At 65.2% G+C, this 13,315-nt stretch carries 13 protein-coding genes and 1 pseudogene; 9 read left to right on the top strand and 5 right to left on the bottom strand.

Features of this window, described 5'->3' with window-relative positions:
• Positions 1-67: 67 nt before the first annotated feature.
• Both GOQ09_RS20060 and GOQ09_RS20055 read right to left on the bottom strand, forming a co-directional pair.
• Complete coding sequence (locus GOQ09_RS20060) at positions 68-1,360, bottom strand: sensor histidine kinase (RefSeq protein WP_157615126.1); 1,293 nt, start codon at positions 1,358-1,360, stop codon at positions 68-70.
• Positions 1,350-2,018 (bottom strand): response regulator transcription factor, encoded by a 669-nt coding sequence (locus GOQ09_RS20055; RefSeq protein WP_157615125.1) that lies wholly within the window; start codon positions 2,016-2,018, stop codon positions 1,350-1,352. Before GOQ09_RS20055 ends, GOQ09_RS20060 begins: the two co-directional genes overlap by 11 nt.
• Before the next feature lie 136 nt (positions 2,019-2,154).
• Between GOQ09_RS20055 and GOQ09_RS20050 the strand changes: the two genes are divergently transcribed.
• Both GOQ09_RS20050 and GOQ09_RS20045 read left to right on the top strand, forming a co-directional pair.
• Entirely contained in the window at positions 2,155-2,757 is a 603-nt protein-coding gene (locus GOQ09_RS20050; RefSeq protein ID WP_157615124.1) for a methyltransferase family protein, read from the top strand.
• Between the two features lie 38 nt (positions 2,758-2,795).
• A complete protein-coding gene (locus tag GOQ09_RS20045) occupies positions 2,796-3,896 on the top strand; it encodes a phosphatase PAP2 family protein (protein WP_157615123.1) in 1,101 nt (366 codons plus the stop codon).
• On the opposite strand, the gene GOQ09_RS20040 is transcribed toward GOQ09_RS20045, so the two are convergent.
• Positions 3,893-4,804: a LysR family transcriptional regulator gene (locus GOQ09_RS20040; protein WP_157615122.1), complete on the bottom strand. Its 912-nt coding sequence runs from the start codon at positions 4,802-4,804 to the stop codon at positions 3,893-3,895. The two genes, GOQ09_RS20045 and GOQ09_RS20040, sit on opposite strands and share 4 nt — an antisense overlap.
• A 275-nt stretch (positions 4,805-5,079) precedes the next feature.
• Between GOQ09_RS20040 and GOQ09_RS20035 the strand changes: the two genes are divergently transcribed.
• From GOQ09_RS20035 to GOQ09_RS20025, 3 genes are all read left to right on the top strand, one after another.
• Positions 5,080-6,111 carry an alpha/beta hydrolase gene (locus GOQ09_RS20035; protein ID WP_157616774.1) on the top strand — a complete coding sequence of 344 codons (1,032 nt, stop codon included), beginning with the start codon at positions 5,080-5,082 and terminating at the stop codon, positions 6,109-6,111.
• A gap of 92 nt (positions 6,112-6,203) precedes the next feature.
• Complete coding sequence (locus tag GOQ09_RS20030; RefSeq protein ID WP_157616773.1) at positions 6,204-7,334, top strand: MFS transporter; 1,131 nt, start codon at positions 6,204-6,206, stop codon at positions 7,332-7,334.
• A gap of 26 nt (positions 7,335-7,360) precedes the next feature.
• Positions 7,361-7,846, top strand: coding sequence for a cyclophilin-like fold protein (locus GOQ09_RS20025; RefSeq protein ID WP_242630891.1), 486 nt, complete (start codon positions 7,361-7,363; stop codon positions 7,844-7,846).
• On the opposite strand, the gene GOQ09_RS20020 is transcribed toward GOQ09_RS20025, so the two are convergent.
• Positions 7,843-8,754, bottom strand: a complete 912-nt coding sequence (locus tag GOQ09_RS20020; RefSeq protein ID WP_157615121.1) for a LysR family transcriptional regulator — start codon at positions 8,752-8,754, stop codon at positions 7,843-7,845. The genes GOQ09_RS20025 and GOQ09_RS20020 overlap by 4 nt on opposite strands.
• A 139-nt stretch (positions 8,755-8,893) precedes the next feature.
• On the opposite strand from GOQ09_RS20020, the gene GOQ09_RS20015 reads away from it, so the two are divergent.
• Positions 8,894-9,385, top strand: coding sequence for a (R)-mandelonitrile lyase (locus GOQ09_RS20015; RefSeq protein WP_157615120.1), 492 nt, complete (start codon positions 8,894-8,896; stop codon positions 9,383-9,385).
• 91 nt (positions 9,386-9,476) lie between these two features.
• A pseudogene (locus tag GOQ09_RS20010) lies at positions 9,477-10,142 on the top strand (carboxymuconolactone decarboxylase family protein).
• Between the two features lie 60 nt (positions 10,143-10,202).
• On the opposite strand, the gene GOQ09_RS20005 reads toward GOQ09_RS20010, so the two are convergent.
• Positions 10,203-10,661 (bottom strand): Fur family transcriptional regulator, encoded by a 459-nt coding sequence (locus GOQ09_RS20005; RefSeq protein ID WP_347563258.1) that lies wholly within the window; start codon positions 10,659-10,661, stop codon positions 10,203-10,205.
• Positions 10,662-10,765: 104 nt separating this feature from the next.
• Here GOQ09_RS20005 and GOQ09_RS26640 point away from each other — a divergent pair, with 104 nt between their 5' ends.
• Positions 10,766-11,128, top strand: coding sequence for a DUF2946 family protein (locus GOQ09_RS26640; RefSeq protein ID WP_431769283.1), 363 nt, complete (start codon positions 10,766-10,768; stop codon positions 11,126-11,128).
• Positions 11,129-11,256: 128 nt separating this feature from the next.
• A complete protein-coding gene (locus tag GOQ09_RS20000; protein ID WP_157615118.1) occupies positions 11,257-13,311 on the top strand; it encodes a TonB-dependent receptor in 2,055 nt (684 codons plus the stop codon).
• Positions 13,312-13,315: the final 4 nt, after the last annotated feature.

The raw sequence follows: 13,315 nt of genomic DNA, 5'->3' as shown, positions 1-13,315 counted from the left end.
AAGAATGGGCTGGTGCGCAGCAGGGTATTCCCGGGCCGGCGGCTGCGGATGAAGAGCGAGCGCCAGGCTAGTCGGTGTCAGCCGGACCAGACGCTGCAGGAAAGGTTATGCGCGCGGCATAGCGGTCGTCCTTCCGCCCGCAGACAAACTCCCAGCCCTGACGCTTGCATATCCGCGAGACGATCTGCAGTCCGTACCCGGTGGATGTGGAACTGCGCGGCTGTTCCCGCACATCGTTCTCGATCTCGAGTAGCCGCGCGTCTGCGCGCACCTGGATCCAGGTGTCGGCGTAGGCCACGGCGTTGCGCAGCAGGTTGTCGATCAGGACCGGGCCCAAGCCGGGAGCGGCCGACATCCGCGTGTGCGGATCGACCTGCAGCGCAATCCGCAGGCTCTTCTGTCTCGCCAAGGGGGCGAGCCGTTCAAGCAGGTCGTCGATCGCCGTGGCGACGTTCGTCTCCTCGATCTCTCGGTGGTCAGCCTCTTCGGGACTTCGGCCGAGTGCCAGGAGCGCGGCAACAAGGGCTTCCATGTCGTTCGCGCTCTGGGCCATGCGGGCGAGCGCGCGTTCGCGCACGGAAGTTTCGCCGGTCGCTCGCAGCACAGCAAGACTGCTCTTGAAGACTGCCACGGGCGTGCGCAACTCATGGCTTGCGAACCGCGTGAATTCCCGCTCGCGCTGAAGGAAGTCGCTGAGGCGGCCCACGAGCGCCGTGAAGCCGCGACTGAGCGCGCCCACTTCGTCGCTGCGCTGGGCACCCGAAAACTCCACCGGTCCTTCGCCATGGGCATTCACCTCCCGCGTCAGCGTGACCAGGGGTAGCGCGAGCTGGCGCGCGAGCACGGCACCGACGGCCGCGCTCAGTACGGTTACCGCCGCGCCGATCAGCAGCAGCGCGAGCAGGACATAGGGCTCGAAGTCATCGATGTCGAGGACGCCGTCGCCGTCGACGACCGCATAGAGCGTGTCGCTGCCTCCCATGATCGGCGCAACGCGGAGCATCGCACCGTCTTCGAACCGGCGGTGGGTGCCCGGCCCGTACGAAGGAGCCCAGGCCGGCAAGTCCGGCGAGCCGCGCACGTAGAAGCGGACGACCTCGAAGCCCGGTGCGCTGCGATGCGGGGCCGCCGCAAGGGCCCGAACCCGCTCCAGCATGTTCGACGCGGCGCCGTCCGCGCCCGGGTGCTCGATTTGCGCGATGGCGCGCTCGACCATCGCGCCGAGGTAGCGGCGAAGCAGGAACTCCTCCGTTCCGAGCGAAACGAGGAACGCCAGGGAGCCGTAGAGCAGGGTGGTTGCAGCGCCAAAGCGCAGGAACGCCCTGCGCAAGCGCCGTTGAAAAGTGCCGTCATTCGACAAAGCGCCACCCCTTGCCGTGCACCGTCTCGATCAACTCTCGCTCCCCGGTGATCGTCAGCGCGTTGCGCAGGCGGTAGATGTGCGTGCGCAGCGAATCGCTGTCCGGCACGTTGTCGCCCCAGAGTTCTTTTTCGAGCACTGCGCGCTCCACCATCAGCGGCGATCGCGCGACGAGGATCTTGAGCACCCTCAGCTGCAACTCGTGCAGCCGAATGCGTCGGCTGTTGCGCAGCACGGTGCCTGCACCGTGGTCGAGCACCAGTTCGCCCAGCACCTGGGTCGACACCTGGGGCCGTCGCCCCCTTGCTGCGATCGCCTGCAGACGAAAGAAGAGTTCCTCCATCTCGAAGGGCTTCACGAGGTAGTCGTCCGCGCCGCGCGCGAACCCCGCCTTCTTGTCCTGCAGCGTGTCGCGCGCCGTGAGGAAGATCACGGGGGTGTCGTCGCGCATTTGCGTGCGCAGGCGCTCACACACCTCCAGCCCGTCGATCCCCGGAACGGCCACGTCGAGAACGTAGATGTCGAAGCGCGCATCCCTTGCGAGATCGAGAAAAGCCTGTCCATGAAAGGCCAGGTCGACCGCGCAGCCCCGCGCCTCCAGGTAGTCCGAAACCGCACCGGCCAGCGCGAGACTGTCTTCGAGGAGAAGTACCCTCATGGTGAGCCCACAACAACGACGAGGGCGCGATGGTAAGCCACGGTGCATCGAGCACCGACGCACCGAGTGACGATCGGTTCACGGGAGGTTTTTTAGGATCGGCCGCTCCACCTGACTGACTCCTTGTTGCCACTCCATGGTCTCGACCTTCATCGCACAGAACCGCATCGCCATCTCCCGTCTGTTCTGGCTCGGCGCATTGATCGCGCTCCTTCTGACGGAGAAGATGTACGCGGGCCGGTTGATCGGGAACCTGCTGCCCATGGCAGGGCTCGTCCTGATCGGCATTGCCGTGGTGGGGAGGCTTTGGTGCTCGCTCTACATCGGAGGGCGAAAGAACAGCGAACTCGTGACGGAAGGGCCCTACTCCATGACACGCAACCCGCTCTACTTCTTCTCCCTGCTGGGCTTCGTGGGAATTGGTTTTTGCACGCGGAGCATCAGCTTCTCGGTCTGTGTCCTCGCGTTCTTCGTGCTCGTGTATCCCAGCGTGATCGCCAGTGAGGAGGCCTTCCTGAGGGCCCGGTTCGGCGCCGTGTTCGAGGCCTACTGCGAACGAACCCCGCGGTTCTTCCCGTCTGTTGCGCGCTACCGCGCATCCGAAGTGTGCGAAGTCAGGATCCAGCAGTTCCGCCGCACGGCCGGCGATGTGATCTGGTTCGTCTGGCTGGCAGGCATCGTCGCTCTTGTCGAGGCACTGCGCCCCATGCTGGTTCAGCCGCTGCTCACGGTTCCCTGATCGGACGCCCTGGCCGGATTGACGCACGAGCGCCGCCCATGGTCGAGCACGGCACCCCCTTCTGGGGGGCATGGCTGTTCCATGCCGCGACGGCGGGGCTGATCGTGCGTATCGCCGGGTGCGGCCACAAGCCCGCTGCCGGGTTGCTGGCGGCACTCTCCTACACGAGCGGCCTGCTCTGCATGGTCGCGGGCGGTGCCGAACTCGCGGATCCCGCGCGCGCAAGCGACTTCCTGTCGTGGACGCTTCTGCTCGCGCTCCTCCTTCATGGCGAATGGCGCGCTGAATCGGCCGCGGCGCGTGAGCGCTGCCTGTGGATCTGGGCGCTGGCAATGCCGCTGCTCTTCATTCTGGCGGGCGGAGAACTATGGAACTGCGCGCTGCCCGCGCTGCCCGCGTGGTCGCTCTTGATCGCGGACAAACTCTCGGCATGCCGGCTGGACGCGAGGTCGCGGCCAGTCGCGGCCGGCCTAGTGTCGCTGCCGTTGCTGTTCATGCAGCTGATCGGAGACGGCGCCGTACCAGGCCCATGGGAGAACCTGGACCGAAGCAGTTGGCGCGAAGCTTCCTTTCTCTGGATGCAGGCGGGCCATGCTGCGCATCCATTGGTGCTGCCTGTGAGTCTCTGGCTTGCAGAAGGTACGGCCTGGATAGCGGCTGCGTCGATCGGCTGGGCTTTTTGGCGACGACAAGGCCAGCGCCGCTATCTTGTAGGATGCCTCGCGGTCGGAGTCTTCGCCAGCATCGTGGCGCACCAGATCGCGGGTCAACTGGCCTTGCCCCGTCCTTTCATGGTGGGTCTCAGCATCAACCATCTCCAGCATGGAGCCCGGGGTTCGCTGCCGAGCACTCACGCGTCGGTGATGTTCGCCATCGCCGCCACTTTCCTCTATCGACCGGGACTGAGCAGAGAAGGCGTCGGCATCCTTGCGTTGGCAGTGGTCACCGGGTGGGCGCGCGTGTCGGCGGGCGCTCATTTTCCGGCCGACGTGCTCGCCGGCCTGCTGCTGGGACTGATGCTCGCATCCGCCTGGGTTCTGCTGCAGCGAGTGCCGACGCCTGGCGCACCGACCCCGAGCTTGCGGGCGCAGGGGAGGTCCGGCAGCTCGGCACGCATACGCCCAGCAGGACGGGGCTAGCGCTGTTTGGGGATCCGGGGCGATACACGCAACGCGTTGACTACAAGTGAGAACGCGTGCGAGGGCTGCCGGCGACTGGGGTAGTACAGGTAGTAGCCTGGGAATGGAGGACACCAGTCTTCCAGCACATGTACCAGCTGGCCTTGCTCGAGGTGCGGTGCGAACTCCTCTTCAGGCAGGAATGCGATGCCCAGCCCAGCCAACGCAGCATCCACCATGCTGGGCGATGTGTTGAAGGTGAGTTGCCCATCCACCCGCACGTTCAATGGCTTGCTTCGTCGCTCGAAGTCCCAGACCCATAGCCCTCCCGCGGTTTGCATACGCATGTTGATGCAGTTGTGCTTGAGCAGATCGTGTGGAGTCTTGGGGCGCGCATGCGACTTGAAGTACGCAGGGGAGGCTGCCACCGCCATGCGCAACTGCGGCCCGATCGGAACCGCGATCATGTCCTTGTCGATCGTGTCGCCCAGACGCACGCCGGCGTCGAAGCGGTCGGCCACGATGTCCCGGAATCCATAGTTGATGTCGAACTCCACCTTGATGTCGGGGTATTCGCGCAGCAAGGGAGTGAGCTTGGGCAGCAGCGTGGTCCGAAGAATATGTTCGCCGCAGGTGATCCGCACCGTGCCCGCCGGCTTGTCGCGCATTTCGGTCAACTCATCCAGTTCGGCACCGATCTCGTCGAAGCGATGGCCGATGGCATTCAGCAGCCGCTCTCCGGCCGCGGTGGGCGACACGCTGCGCGTGGTGCGCGTGAGCAGCCGAATCTCCAACCGAGCCTCGAGGCCACTGATGGCTTGGCTGAGGGCCGATTGCGTGACGCCCAGCAGCGAGGCGGCCCGCGTAAAGCTGCCTTCCCGGGCCACTGTCACGAAGTACAGGAGATCGTTGAGATTGCGTTTGACCATGAAGGCAGTCTCCCATGCGAATTAATTAGCCGACCTAATATAGCCTTTAAGAATTCATTAGCTAGTCAGATTGACGTCGGTGCCCGAACATTCAGGGCAAGAGTTACCGCAGGCTGCCGCTCCTTGGCCGCCGATTCCGACCACCAACAAAAGCAGAGCAGGCAATGAGCAACCCATTCAACCCAGAACAAGCCGCGGAAACCATGAGCAGCCAGGCGTGCGAGCGGCGCGAATTCCTGAGGAAAGCAGGCACCGGCGCGGCGGTGCTGGGGCTCATGTCAATCACAGGCACCGCCGCCTTCGCGGCGAACATGAAAGCGAATCCAGATATGTCCAACGGCGCAGACAACTTCTACAAGAGCGACAAGGTGACCCTGCAGAAGGTCGCCTTCAAGAACCAATACCAGATGAACGTCGCGGGCAACCTCTTCGTTCCCAAGACCCTCGACCGCAGCAAAGCCCATCCGGCGCTCGTCGTGAGCCACCCGATGGGGGCCGTGAAGGAACAAAGCGCGAACCTCTATGCGACCAAGATGGCCGAACAGGGCTTCGTCACGCTCGCCATCGACCTGCCAGGCTGGGGCGAGAGCGAAGGGCCACGCAACCTCGTGTCGCCGGAGATGTATGCCGAAGCGTTCAGCGCGGCCGTCGATTTTCTGGGAACGTGGGCCTTCGTGGACCGCAGCCGCATCGGCGCGATCGGCATCTGCGGCAGCGGCAGCTTCGTGATCAGTGCGGCGAAGATCGATCCGCGCATGAAGGCTATCGCCACGGTGAGCATGTACGACATGGGCGCGGTCAACCGCCAGGCGCTCCAGAAGTCCATGACGCTGGAGCAGCGCAAGGCCATCATCGCCGCGGCCGCCGAGCAGCGCTACGTGGAGTTCCAGGGCGGCGAAGTCGCTGTCGCAGGCGGAACCGATCTCCAGCTGACTGCACAGACGCATCCGATCCAGCGCGAGTTCTACGATTTCTACCGCACGCCGCGCGGTGAGTTCACTCCCGCCGGAGCATCCGCCCAAAGGACAACGAAGCCGACGGTCGCCAGCAATGTCAAGTTCATGAACTTCTATCCGTTCAACGACGTCGAGACGATCTCCCCGCGTCCGCTGCTGTTCATCAGCGGCGACCAGGCGCACTCCAGGGAGTTCAGCGAGGACGCCTACCGGCGCGCCGCCGAGCCGAAGGAGCTGGTCTGGGTGCGGGGCGCCGGCCACGTCGATCTCTACGACCGTGTGAACCTCATTCCCTGGGACAAGCTGACCTCTTTCTTCGGCAGGCATTTGGCACAGACGGTGGCTTTATGACGGCACAGCTGTCCGGGGCCGTGGACCGGAAAAGTTCCAGCGGCGCAGCGGGCGTGCCGCCGGCGGCTGCCCATTGGAGCGGCGTGTTCGCAATGTCGCTGTGCGTGTTCGCATTGATCGCCTCCGAATTCATGCCGGTCAGCCTGCTGACGCCCATCGCGGACGATCTCCATGTCACTCAGGGAATGGCCGGGCAGGGCATCGCGGTTTCAGGTGCGTTCGCAGTGCTGACCAGCCTCTCGATCTCGGCGCTCGCCGGCGGCATGGACCGCAAGACCCTGCTGCTGGGATTGACCGCGCTGATGGCCGTCTCCGGTGCCGTGGTCGCGTGGGCGCCGAGCTATCCGGTCTACATGGCCGGCCGTGCGCTCATCGGGGTTGTCATCGGTGGCTTCTGGTCCATGTCGGCGGCAACGGCAATGCGGCTGGTGCCGCCGCGGCAGGTACCGCGCGCGCTGGCAATCTTCAACGGTGGCAATGCACTGGCGACGGTGGTCGCCGCGCCACTGGGCAGCTATCTCGGTTCGGTCATCGGTTGGCGCGGCGCCTTCTTGTGCCTGGTCCCGGTGGCGGTGATCGCTTGGGTCTGGCAGTGGATCAGCCTGCTGGCGATGAGTGCACAGCGGCGCGCACCGGGTTCGGGCAATGTGTTCAAGGCGCTGAAGAGCCGCCCCGTTGCGTTGGGCATGGCTGCATGTGGCGCCTTCTTCATGGGGCAGTTCGCATTGTTCACCTACGTGCGTCCTTTCCTCGAAACGGTGACGCGGGTGAGCGTGTCCACGCTGTCGCTCATCCTGCTCGTGATCGGCGTGGCGGGGTTTGTCGGCACGGCGCTGATTGGCCCTGTGCTCAAGCGCAGCCTGTACCGGCCGCTGATCGGCATTCCTATCCTGATGGCGGTGATCGCCGTGGCGCTCATTCCCTTCGGCGCTTGGGTCTCAGTCATCGTGGCGCTGCTGGGCCTGTGGGGCCTGTTGGCTACTGCCGCCCCGGTCGGCTGGTGGAGCTGGATCGCCGAAGCCATGCCGCACAACGCCGAAGCTGGCGGCGGGCTGATGGTTGCGGTGATCCAGTTGGCCATTGCACTGGGCTCGACAATAGGCGGTCTGCTGTTCGACTCAGCGGGCTACCGGAGCACCTTTGCAGCGAGTTCCGCCGTGCTGCTGCTTGGAGCATTTCTTGCCTTTCTGACCTCGCGCTCGCAAGCGCGGCAAGCGGCATGAGCCGCGCATCGCACCAGGAGAAGCCCATGGCCACGAACATCTCTTTGCATGGGCTTGGCCTGCTGTGCGGCGGACTCGTGCTCGGGGCATGTGATGCTGCCCCGCCTGGAGCGTCAGGCAGGCCCGCCGCAGTTGCGCCGGGGGCTGCTGTTCAACCGGAGGAATCACGCATGTGGATGACTGTTGGTACACGCCGCTTCGCCATCACCCTGGCCGACACCGAGGCAGCCCGCGAGTTCGCTGCGATGCTGCCGCTCTCGATAGACATGCCGGACCTCAACAACAACGAGAAGCACGCGGAGCTGCGTCAAGCACTGCCGACGAATGCAATCCGCCCGGGCACGATCCGCAACGGCGATCTGATGCTGTACGGGCCGCGAACCCTGGTCGTCTTCTACAAGACCTTCGAATCGATCTACTCGTACACCCGTCTCGGCCGTGTGGATGAGCCCGCAGGGCTGGCGCAAGCGCTCGGCAGCGGCAGCGTGCGCATCGAGTTCTCGAAAAACTAGGCGCGCTTGGGCGCCGGCATCCGGTATCTCAAGGCTTCGATGACCAGGGCCAGCGCCGGGGAAAGCTGGCGGCGGTTGGCGTAGTAGAGGTGGTAGCCCGGGAAGGCCGGCCACCAGTCCTGCAGAACCGGAACCAGCCGCCCCTCGTTGATGTGCAGTTCCATGACATCGAAAGGTACGTAGGCGAAGCCCATGCCATCCAGTGCCGCGCGCAGCATCAGGAAGGTGTTGTTGAACACCGTCTGGCCTTGCACCCGCACGCTGACCTGCTTTTTCCCTTTCTCGAAATCCCAGGCGTACAGGCCGCCGTGCGTGGGGAGCCGCAAGTTCACGCAGCGATGTGCCGTCAGGTCCGCGGGTTTCATCGGCACGGGCTTGCCCGCGAGGTATTCCGGAGAGGCTGCGACCGCCATCCGCAATGCCGGTGCAATCGGAACCGCCACCATATCTTTATCGACGCGATTACCCACTCGCACACCGGCGTCGAACCTTTCGGCTGCGATGTCGGTGAAGCCGTAGTCGACGCTGAACTCCACCTCGATGTCCGGATACTGCTTGAGCAGGGGCATGAGCTTGGGCCACAGCACCGTGGCAATCGCATGGTCATGCGTGGTGATGCGCACCGTACCGGCCGGTTTGTCGCGCATCGCAGTGAGCGATTCGAGTTCCCGCTCGATGTCCTGCAACCGGGGCGCCAGCGTCGTGAGGAGCCGGGCACCTGCGTCCGTGACCGAGACGCTGCGCGTGGTGCGGGTGAGCAGGCGCACGCCCAGCCGTGCCTCCAGCGCGAGCATCGAGTGGCTGAGGGCAGAGCGCGACACGCCCATCTGGGCGGCGGCACGGGTGAAGCTGCGTTCGCGGGCGACGACGACGAACGCCTGCAGGTCATTCAGGTTTTCTTTTGCCATTGGTGAGCCCTATTCACATAAGCATCCCGATTTTGCTGCCTTCTCAACCAAGTGAGGTGTCCATAGAGTTCATGCATCCCCATCGCCCGCACAGCGGCGCCGCACTTCCTTCCATCGACCACCAGGAGCTGACCCCACCATGTGCATCCGACCCTTGAAGGCCGCGCTCTACCTTGCGGCCCTGAACTCCATCGGTGCAGGCGCCGAACCCGCGCCGGCTCCGTTGGCGGCCCAGCAGATCGCAAAGGCCGGCAGCCAACCCTCGGCCGTCGGCCCTGCCGAATATTTCACCGGTCGCGTTCGTGTCGATCCGGTCTGGCCCGCCACTGACACCCTCAATGCCTCCGGCGGCCTCGTCACCTTCGAGCCCGGCGCGCGCTCCGCCTGGCACACGCACCCTGCAGGACAGCGCCTGGTGGTCCAGTCGGGCGTCGGCCTGACCCAGGAGTGGGGCAAGCCCGTGCAGGAAATCCGGCCCGGTGACGTCGTCTGGTGCCCTCCGGGCGTCAAGCACTGGCACGGCGCCGCTCCCTTCACGGCCTTGGTCCACCTGGCCGTCACCGGCACCGTGGGCGGAAAGAACGTCGAATGGATGGAGAAGGTTTCCGATGAGCAATACAACCAGCGCTAGGCATTGCAGCAAGGCGGGCGTGCTGGCCTTGGCCCTTGGCCTCGCGGCCGCGCCGTGCCATGCCGGCACAGGGGCCCACGAGTCCACGAACATGAACGCCACGCGCACGGCATCCGAGGCGTTTTCGCTGCGCCAGCAATCCATCATTCCCATTGCCGCGTTCGCAGCGGCCGGCGACATTGCCCGTCTGAACACCGCGCTCGAACAGGGGCTCGACGCAGGCCTGACGATCAACGACTCGAAAGAGATCCTGGTGCAGGTGTACGCCTATGCCGGATTCCCGCGCAGCCTCAATGCGCTGGGCGAACTGATGAAGGTCGTGGAGGCTCGCAGGCAGCGTGGAGTGCAGGACAAGCAGGGGCAACCGCCCTCGCGCCCCATTCCGAAGGGCGATGCGCTGCTCGCGGCCGGGACGGCAAACCAAACGAAGCTCGTTGGGTAGCCGGTCAAGGGTGCATTGTTCGATTTCGCGCCGGCCGTCGACGAGTACCTGAAGACGCACCTCTTCGGCGATGTGTTCGAGCGAGACAACTTCGACTGGCCGAGCCGCGAACTTGCGACGGTCGGGATGCTGTCGGCGCTTCCGGGCGCCGAGTCGCAGCTTCAATCGCACATGGGCATCAGCATGAACGTGGGCATTACCGCTGCCCAACTGGACCAGTTGACGCAGGTGCTCGCAGAGCGCGTGGATGCGGGTGCGGCCCGCAGGGCTCGTGAAGCGCTGGCGCGCCAGCTTGCAACGCGCCGCGGAGGCTGAATCGGGCTTGATGTGATGCCGCGCGCCGATTCCAGCGGCATTTCCTGGCGCCTTGGCTGATCAACGACCTGCAGTCTTCTGGTCCTTCGGTCTGGCTCCCTTGGACGTGGGTTGCCTTCGATGGCGGGAACCAGGTGATGAGCCGGCACGGGAGTGCGTACCTGCGCAATCCGCGCATCGTCCGTGCAGCGTCAGATCGTGGCGCTGCACCAGAAAACCTTTGGGCGCCAAGTCTTCCATGCGTCCGGGGCAGCCGTGAATCGGAAACACGCGCCCGCAGTCCCCGCAGTGGAAGTGATGGTGATGGTGGTCGGGCTCGCCATGATCGGACTCGCACAGCGCCTCATAGCGCGTGGCCTGGCCCGGCAAATCGACGCCCACGATTTCACCGTCCTCCAGCAGGCTCTTCAGCTGCCGATAGACCGTTGAGAGGCTCAGGCGGGGGACCGAGCGCTGCGCAAACTCGCAGATCTCTTGCGGGGTAAGAGATCGCCGGCTGTCGGAAAGCGCGGTCAGCACCGCGTCGCGTTGGCGTGTATGACGTTCCACGCGCCGATGGTAATCGCAAATGAGAATGGATTTGCAATTAGCGGGTTCGTCGCTATGATCCACGCTTTTCCGCCATGCGCATTTCTCGTTTTCTCCTCTGGCTGGTTCTTGCGGTCGCGTTCATCAACGCGGGCGCGGGCACGCCGCATGGTGCGGAAACGGGGACCGCACATCAGGCTTCGGAGCCTGGGTATTTCCAGCATCTTCACGGCGCGGATGGCGGAGGCGAAGACGGCGGCGACGGGGGTGCCGAGGCTCCCTGCCATTGCAGCGGATGCATGGCGCACGCCCATCAGGTGCTGCCGGCTTCCAGGCCGGAACTGCCGGCCAGCCCACCGCCTGCACTTCTTCAGCGCCAGCGCCAGGCGCCAGCGCACGTCATTGCAGCCCCCGTGTATCGGGGCGCCCCGCCTCGGGGCCCGCCACAGGGCGTCTGAGGCCGCCGCGCAAGCAGCGCGGCCTACCCGAGTTCGTTGCAGACGCTGGCCGCGCGCCAGCGTGGCTGCTGCCTGACGTCTTCTTCTCTCCTTTCATGAACTCACCATTTCTGGGGTGCCGGGCACCCATGGCTTTCGCATTTGCCCTTGCGACGCCCCTGCTCGTTTCCGCGCAGGCGCAAGCGCCGTCCGGCATGCTGAACGAAGTGCGCGTAACCGCCGAAGGCGACCGTGTCGACCTTCAAGGCAAGCGCACGCAAGTCACCACCGAGAGCACCGGTCTGCCCGCGGGCGTCACCGTCATCACGCCCGAAGAGCTCGGCACGCTGAACGTCGGGCGGGACATCTCGAACATCTTTCGCCGCGTGCCCGGCGTGGTCGCCAACAACATCGACCAAGGCGACACGGGCAACGGTTTTCGCATGCGCGGTTTCGCCACGCAGGGAACGCACGGCGCGGACACCGCGGTGTACGTGGACGGCGTGCCCCAGAACATGCCGTCGAGCCAGGCCGGCGCCGGCCATGGACCGGCATTCCTTGAATGGCTGACGCCGGACATGATCGGGCGCATCGACGTGATCAAAGGGCCCGTTTCGGCGTTGTACGGAGACCAGAACCGCGCCGGCGCGGTGGGCATCACGACGCAGACGGTTCCTGCCTCGTCGAGCGTCGGGGTCTCGCTCGAAAGCTACGGCGGGCGCCGCGGGTCGCTGGTGCTGTCCAACCGCTTCAACAACGTGCAGTCGCTCTTCATCGCCGATGCCTACCGCACGGACAGCTATCGGCGCGATGGCCGCATCGAACGAGACAACCTGTTCTGGAAGCTTTCGACCCAACTGGGCGACGGCGTGTACAGCCTGCGCGTGAATCACTACCGCTCCGAGTCGAGGGCGCCCGGCTACCTGCTGCTGCCCGATTTGCGGCGCGGCACCGTGGACCCACGATCGACGCAATTCAACCTGCCGGGCTTCGGCAGCGGCGAACGCACGGCACTGGTCTTCAATCGCGTACCGGCCAGCGGCGAGGCGGGCTGGTATGCCACGGCCTACGGCGAGACTTTCGAACGGGTGCGCGGCACCTCGACGAGCAGCGTTCTGCAGACGGTGGGCGAGGACGACCGCCATTTCTACGGCGGGCGGCTGGCGCAGAACTTCGTCTTCGGCGATGCGGCCTCGCTTTTCGTGGGCGGCGAACTGCGGCGCGACAAGGGCGATGCGCTGCGCCGCGTCTGGCGCAATGGCCTGCCGACGGCCAACTACATCAACAACCAGGAGCTGGATCTGCTGACCTATGGCCTGTTTGCCCAGGGGCAGTACAAGCTCACGCAGAACTTCAAGCTGCTCGGCGGCGTGCGGCGCGACTGGTTCGACTACGACATCGGCAACCGCAAACTGCCCGCTGCCTCCACGGGCTACACCAGTGCGGTGACAACACCGAAGATCGGCGCTGTGTGGAGCGTGACGCCAACGCTCGACATCTTCGCCAACATTGCCGAGGGCTTTCGATCGCCCGCCGCGGAGCAGATCAGCGGCAGCGGCGCCACCGGGCCGCTGGGCGCGCGCGGCGGCACGGTGTTCGATGTGGCGCCCTCGAAGGTCAAGTCCCACGACCTGGGTTTCACGGTGTCGCCCACCGCATCGTGGAGCGCTTCGGGCGTGGTCTATCACACGCTCAACCAGGATGAAATCGTCGCGCAGGCGGACGGCTCGTTCAAGTCTGTGGGCGAAACCACGCGCAAGGGCTTCGAGCTCGAGTCGAGGCTGCGGATCGACAGCGCGTGGTCCGTCTACGGCAGCTACGGCCGCGTGCTCGAGGCGCGCGTCAACAACCCGCTGCCCAACACCGGCGAGCGGCTGTCGGTGCCGCGGCACCAGGTCAAGCTGGGGGCGGAGTACCGCCAGCGGCTCGGCGAAGGCCGGCTCACCCTCAATGCGGACGCCTACCTCACGGCGGGCAATCCGTACTACGAAGGCACGCCGCAGACCCAGCTGCGAACCATGCCGACTTATACGCGCTACGACCTCAAGGCAACCTACGACTGGCAGCAGTTCCAGTTCTCGGTGTTCGCGATCTTTCAGCCGCGGCGGTTTGCGAGCGATATCGCCTACGGCACCGCAGCCGGGTTGCTGGTGTCGCCGCAGCCGCGCACGCAGGTCGGGGCGTCCATGCGCTACTTCTTCTGAGGCG

The organism is Variovorax paradoxus (assembly GCF_009755665.1).
Classification (GTDB): Bacteria; Pseudomonadota; Gammaproteobacteria; order Burkholderiales; family Burkholderiaceae_C; genus Variovorax; species Variovorax paradoxus_G.
This window is presented reverse-complemented; position numbering and strand designations above follow the sequence as displayed.